Annotated in this window: 2 protein-coding genes; both read left to right on the plus strand. The window is 76.3% G+C overall.

Annotated features, from left to right (window positions below; genetic code table 11):
• Positions 1-5,115, plus strand: a 5,115-nt coding sequence (locus GXW76_RS24555; protein WP_211864775.1) for a beta strand repeat-containing protein, incomplete at its 5' end; no start/stop codon positions are given.
• Between the two features lie 4 nt (positions 5,116-5,119).
• Positions 5,120-6,415: tetratricopeptide repeat protein (locus tag GXW76_RS26220; protein WP_211864776.1), on the plus strand; the 1,296-nt coding region annotated here is incomplete at its 3' end.

Consider the following 6,415-nt stretch of genomic DNA (forward strand, 5'->3'; position numbering starts at 1 on the left):
CTCGCGGTGGCGGATGCGGCGCAGGTCGGCGCGGGCGGCGCGCTGACGCTGCGCGCGGACGACCTCGCGATCGGCGCGGCGCTGCGCGCGCCGGGCGGGACCATCACCCTCATGCCGGTCACCACCGATGCCGGCATCGGCTATGTGCTCGGCGGCGCGGCGGGCAGCGCGACCGCAGGCCGCATCACGCTGGACGAGGCGGAACTCGCCTTCCTGCCCACCGGCACGCCGGCGGCGGAACTGCGCCTCGGCGCGGTCGGCGCGACGGGCGCCATCGACATCCTCGGCACGGTGGACCTGGTGGACGGCCTCAACGGGCCGCGTGTGGGGCGGCTGACGCTCGCGGGCGACGGCGCGCTGACCCAGGCAGCGGGCTCGCGGCTCGACGTCGCCTCGCTCTCGGCGCTGTTCCCGACCGGCGCGGTGCTGCTCGACCCGGGCGTGGCCGGCAACCGCATCGCCGCGATCGAGGGCGTGACGGCGGGCGGCCAGGTCGCCATCCGCGGCGGCGCCGGGATGATGGACGTGCGGGGCGGGATCGCCGCGGGCAACGGCACGCGCGTCGTGCTGCGCGCCGACGACCTCGATATCCAGGCGCCGGTGCGCGCGCCGGGCGGCACCATCGCCCTCCTACCCGAGACCGCGGGCCGGACCGTCACACTCGGGGGCGCGGGGGCCGGGACGCTCTCGCTCGACAGCGCGGAGATCGCGCGGCTCGGCGGCGCGGGCGGGACGCTCGGCGCGCCAGGGGCACTGCGGCTGATCATCGGCTCCGACGGCATGACGCGCAGCGCGGGGGACATCCTCGTCACCGGCGACGTGCCGTTGCGCGAGGGCGCGACCGTGCGCGCCGGCACGCTGGAACTGGTGGCCGGAACGCCGGGGATCGCGGGCGGCAGCGTGCGGCAGGCCGGCGGCTCGGTGGCCGTCGGCACCGTCACCGGCACGGCCCAGGGGGATTTCCAGCTCGGGCTCGCCGCCAATGCCTTCGACACGGCGAGCGGCATCACCGCCGGCACGGCGCCCACCGTGGGCGCCACCGGCCAGGTCGCGCTCGGCACCGCGGGCGGGCTGGTCGCCACCGATATCACCGCGCCCGTTTCGGTACGGCTGACGGCCGGCGCGGCCCTGACGGCCGGCAACGTGGTCGCGCCCACGATCCTGCTGCAGGGCGGCACGGTGACGCTCGCCGGCCTGATCCAAGGCGTGGGTTCCGTCACCATCGAGAGCACCGGCGCGGTGACGCAGCAGTCCGGTGCGCTGATCGTCACCGACTTCCTCGCGCTGAACGGCGGTTCCGTCTCGCTGCCCGAGGACAACCGGATCGCCGAAATCGGCAACCTGGTGGCCGGTGGACCCGTGCTCGCGCTGAGCACGGTGCTGCCGCTGCTGGTCAGCGGGGCGGTGTCGGCCAATGGCAGCCTCGCCTTCTCGACCGACCAGGGGCTGACGGTGGCGCCCGCGGGCAGCATCACCGTGAGCGGCGGGCCCGGCACGGCGACGCTCAGCGCGGGGGGCGACATGTCCTATGCCGGCGCGCTGACCACGAGCGGCGGCGCCGCGCTGACGACGCCGGGGGCGCTCTCCTTCACGGGTTCCGGTTCCATCGGCGGCAATGCGCTGCTCAGCGCCGGCACGACGATGGCGCTGGCTGGCGCCTTCGCGGCACAGGGCACGTTGCTGGCCTCGGCGGGGGGCGCGCTCAACACCACCGCGCAGGTCATTGTCGGGGGCCATGCGACCTTGACCTCCGGCGGCATGCTGAACGCCGGCGGGCGGATCGAGAGCAGCGGCGGGAACCTCGCACTGACCGGTGCGACCGGGCTGACGGCAGACGGCACGTTCATTGCCGCCGGCGCGGCCACGCTGGCGGCGACGACCGGCGATGCGTCGCTGGCGGGTGCGCTCACCGCGGGTGCGGCGGCGACGGTTTCCGCCGGTGGCGGGATCACCCTCGCCGGCACGCTGACGGCGGGCGGCGCGGTTGGCGTTTCGGCCGGCGGCGCGCTCGACACCACGGCGCAGGTCACTGCGGGGGGCAATGCCACCTTCACCGCCGGCGGCCCGATGACCGCCGGAGGGCGGATCCAGAGCACCGGTGGCGACCTTGCCCTCACTGGCGCCACCGGGCTGACGGCAGACGGCACGTTCATTGCCGCCGGTGCGGCCACGCTGGCGGCGACGACTGGCGCTGCGTCACTGGCGGGTGCGCTCACCGCGGGCGCGGCGGCGACGGTTTCCGCCAGTGGCGGGGTCACCCTCGCCGGCACGCTGACGGCGGGCGGCGCGGTGGGCGTTTCGGCTGGTGGCGCGCTTGGCACCACCGCGCAGGTCAGCGCTGGCACCACTGCCATCGTCACCGCCGGCAGCGGGGTCAACCTGGCCGGCACGCTCACAGCGGGCGGCGCGGTTGGCGTCTCCGCCGGTGGCGCGCTCGACACCACGGCGCAGGTCACCGCGGGGGGCGATGCCACCTTCAACGCCGGCGGCCTGCTGACCGCCGGAGGGCGCATCGAGAGCACCAGTGGCAACCTCGCCATGACAGGCGCAACGGGCCTCGCCGCGAACGGTACCTTTATGGCGGGCGGCTCGGCGGCAATGGCGGCAACGACCGGGGCCGCGTCGCTGGCGGGCGCGCTGACGGCGGGCAGCGCGGCCTCGGTTTCGGCTGGCGGCGCCCTCGACATCACGGCGCAGGTCACCACCGGCGCCGCTGCCATCGTCACCGCCGGCAGCGGGCTGGCGCTGGCAGGTACGGTCACGGCGGGCGGCAGCGTCACCGCCTCGGCCGGTGGCGCGCTCGGCACCACGGCGCAGATCACGGCCGGCGGCAATGCCTCCTTCACTGCCGGCGGTCCGCTGACCGCCGGAGGACGTATCCAGAGCACCGGTGGTGACCTTGCCCTCACCGGTGCCACCGGGCTGACGGCAGACGGCACTTTCATTGCCGCCGGTGCGGCCACGCTGGCGGCGACGACCGGCCCCGCATCGCTGGCGGGCACACTGACGGCAGGCGGAGCGGCGACAGTCTCGGCTGGCGGCGCGCTCGGGACTACGGCGCAGGTCACGGCCGGCGGCGATGCCACCCTCACCGCCGGCGGCCTGCTGACCGCCGGAGGGCGCATCGAGAGCACCAGTGGCAACCTCGCCATGACCGGCGCGACCGGCCTCGTCGCGAACGGCACCTTCGTCGCGGGCGGTTCGGCCGCGCTGGCGGCGACGACCGGCGCCGCATCGCTGGCGGGCACGCTGGCGGCGGGCGGTGCGGCCATGGTTTCGGCCGGCGCAGCCCTCGGCACCACCGCGCAGGTCACGGCCGGCGGCGATGCCACCTTCACCGCCGGGGGTACGCTGCACGCCGGCGGGCGGATTGCCTCGGGCGCCGGGAACGTCGAGATCCTCGGCACCGGCGGGGTCATCGCCGACGGCGCGCTCGCCGCCGGCCAGGCCGTGCGCATCGCCGCCGGGGCGGGCGCGGTCACCCTGTCCGGCGGCATCACGGCCGGCACCACGACCGAGGCCTCCGCCGCGGGCCCGCTCCAGAGCACCGGACAGATGCGGGCCGGCGGCGAGATCGGGCTATCCTCCGGCGGGAACATGGTGCTCGGCGGCAGCCACGTCGCGGGAGGGGCGCTGACGGCGACCTCCGGCGGCGGGCTGGCCACGGGCGGGACGATGCAGGCGGGCGGCACCGCGACGCTGCGCGCGGATGGCGGCACCCTCGCGCAGGGAGGCACCGTCGCGGCCGCCGCCGCAGTCCTGGCCGCGGGCGGCGGCATCGAGCAGACTGGCACGGTCGCGGCGGGCGGCGATGTCAGGCTCTCCGCCGGCGGCTCTGTCACCAATGCGGGCACGCTCGCGGCGGGCAGCGCGCTGACGCTCGGGGCTGGCGGCTCCGTTGCCAATACGGGCACGCTCGCGGCGAGCGGCACGCTGACGCTCGGGGCCGGCGGCTCTGTCACCAATTCGGGCACGCTCTCGGCGGGCGGCACGCTGACGCTCGGCGCCGGCGGCTCCATTGCCAATACGGGCACGCTCTCGGCCGGCGGCACGCTGACGCTCGGGGCCGGCGGCGGGCTGGTGCAGACCGGACTGGCGCAGGCCGGTGGGGCCGCGGCATTCTCAGCCGGCGGGCCGGTGACACTCGCGGGGCAGAGCACCGCGGGCACCGCCTTCGACCTCTCTACGCCGGACACAGCCACCCTTGCCGGCGGCAAGATCACCGCCGGCACCTCGGTGCGGGTCGGCGCGGGCCAGGGCCTGACCCTGCTGGCCTTCCAGATCGACCCGGCAACCATCCTGCTCGAGACCGGCGGCGTCATGTCGCTCACCGGTAGCGGGCTGACCTCCAGCGAGAGCATCCGCCTCTCGGCGGGCAGCATCGTCATCCGCGGCGGCACCATGACAACCGGCACGCTGGATGTGGATTCGGCGGGGACGCTGACCCTCGCCGGCGGGCTCTACGTCATCGGCCAGGCGGTTGCGTTCAGCGCCCCGGGCGGCATCCTGGCCACGAACCGCGTGACCGTGACGCCGCGCGACAACCTGCTGCCGGCGGTGGTGTTCGACACCCGCGCCGCCAGCCGGCAACCCGAACCGCTCACGGTCGTGGAACCGGACATCCCCGGCCTGCCGGCCCGCCAGCAAGCGACCCAGGTGCGCATCCCGGGCACCGAGGCGCCGGGCAGCTTCGGCGCGGCCAGCAGCGCGGCGGCGGGGACGATGGTGCTCGACATCGATGCCGGCCTCAGTGCGGTCTTCCTGCTGCTGGACGGCGGGGCGGCGACGGGCACCATCCACTCGGCGGGCCGGCTCGGCATCCACGGCACCGGCGGCTCGGCGGAACTCACCGGCACCCTCGTCGACCGCACGGGCAACCCGGTGGTCGGCCCGGCGGCGGCCCGCTTCGCCGACAGCACGCGACCGGCGGCCACCGGCGCGCTGACGCGCTACCGCATCAACGGCTGCGTCGTCTCCTCGATCAACTGCATCGTGCCGAGCCAGGTGATCTCTATCCCGCAGGCGCCGCCGGAGCGGGTGGATGTGCGCCTCCTGGGTGGCCGCATCACCGACCCCGACGTGCAGATCCCCAACGTCGCCGATGAGGATTACTGACACCGTGCGCGCGCCGCTCGCCGCCCTGGCCCTGATCGGCCTCTCCGCCTGCACCGAGCCGCCGCCGGACGCCTATGTCACCCGTTCGGTCAGCGCCACGGCCGGCGAGCCCGCCGGCACCGATGCCCGCAACGAGGCCTGCCAGGTGCAGCCCGGCCGCACCCCGCCGGCCGACCGCGCCGTGCTGCGCGCGCGGGAGGTCTTCTGCGGCGGCTGGACCCAGCCCGCCGCGCGCGTCGTGGAGTTGCAGGGCGGCGCCAGCGAGGCCGACCTCGACGCCCTCGCCGCCTCCGGACTGTGGCGATCCTGGCTCGATCAGCGCGTGACCTGCGCGGCGCCGACGCGCACCACCATCGTCGGCGGCGGCTCCGCCCGGCTGCTCGCCTGCACGCGCCGCGCCGGCGGCTGGCCGCATGTCGCGCTGGTCACGGCAGGCCCCTCGGGCCCGGTGGTGGCCGACGGTGTCGCGACCTCCCTGCCCGTCATCGAGCGCCTGGCCACCGGGCGGAGCGGCGGCGGCGGTGGCGGCGGGCGCTCCGCCGCGCTCGAACTCGCGGTCGCGCGGCTGTCCGCCGACGCCTTCGGCGCCGCCGATGTCGGCCGCTACGAGCAGTTGATGGCGCTTGGCCGCGACCTGAACCAGACGGAGAACTTCGCCGCCGCCGAGGACGCCTATCGCGCCGCGCTCGCCGTGCAGGAACGCGTGCTCGGCCGCGACAACCCGAACACCGCGACGGCGATGCTGCACCTTGCCGTCAACCTCTCGAACCAGAGGCGGCTGGCCGAGGCGCAGGTGCTGCTCGACCGCGCCGCGACGCTCGCCCCGCGCGCCGCCGACCCGGCAACGCCCGCCCGCGTGCTGCACTACCGCGGGCTGCATGCGCTCAATGCCGGGGACGCGGCCGCCGCCGCCGCGATGCTGGAGCAGGCGGAGGCCGGCTACGCCGCCCTCGTGCCCAACATCAACGCCTCGCGGGAGGGGGACGGGACCGACCTGCTCGCCGATCCGCTCCAGCAATCGGCCGTGCTCGGCCTCGCGGAGGCCAAGCGCAACCGCGCCGTCGCGCTCTCCCGCACCGGACGGGGGCAGGAGGCGACGGCCCTGGTCGCCGAGGCGCGGCAGGTGCTGCGCCGCGCCGGGCTCGAGCCGAACATGATGGTCGGCCGCGCGCTCCGCACCGAGGCCGGCGCCGACATCCGCCTCGGCCGCACCGTGGCCGCGGCCTCGCTGCTCGAGCGCGCGGCGGGCCGCTTCGGCATCGCCGCGCCGGGCGAGCGGCCGGAGGCGGTGACGCTCTTC

It is taken from the genome of Neoroseomonas soli (assembly GCF_018129065.1).
GTDB classification, from domain to species: Bacteria; Pseudomonadota; Alphaproteobacteria; order Acetobacterales; family Acetobacteraceae; genus Neoroseomonas; species Neoroseomonas soli.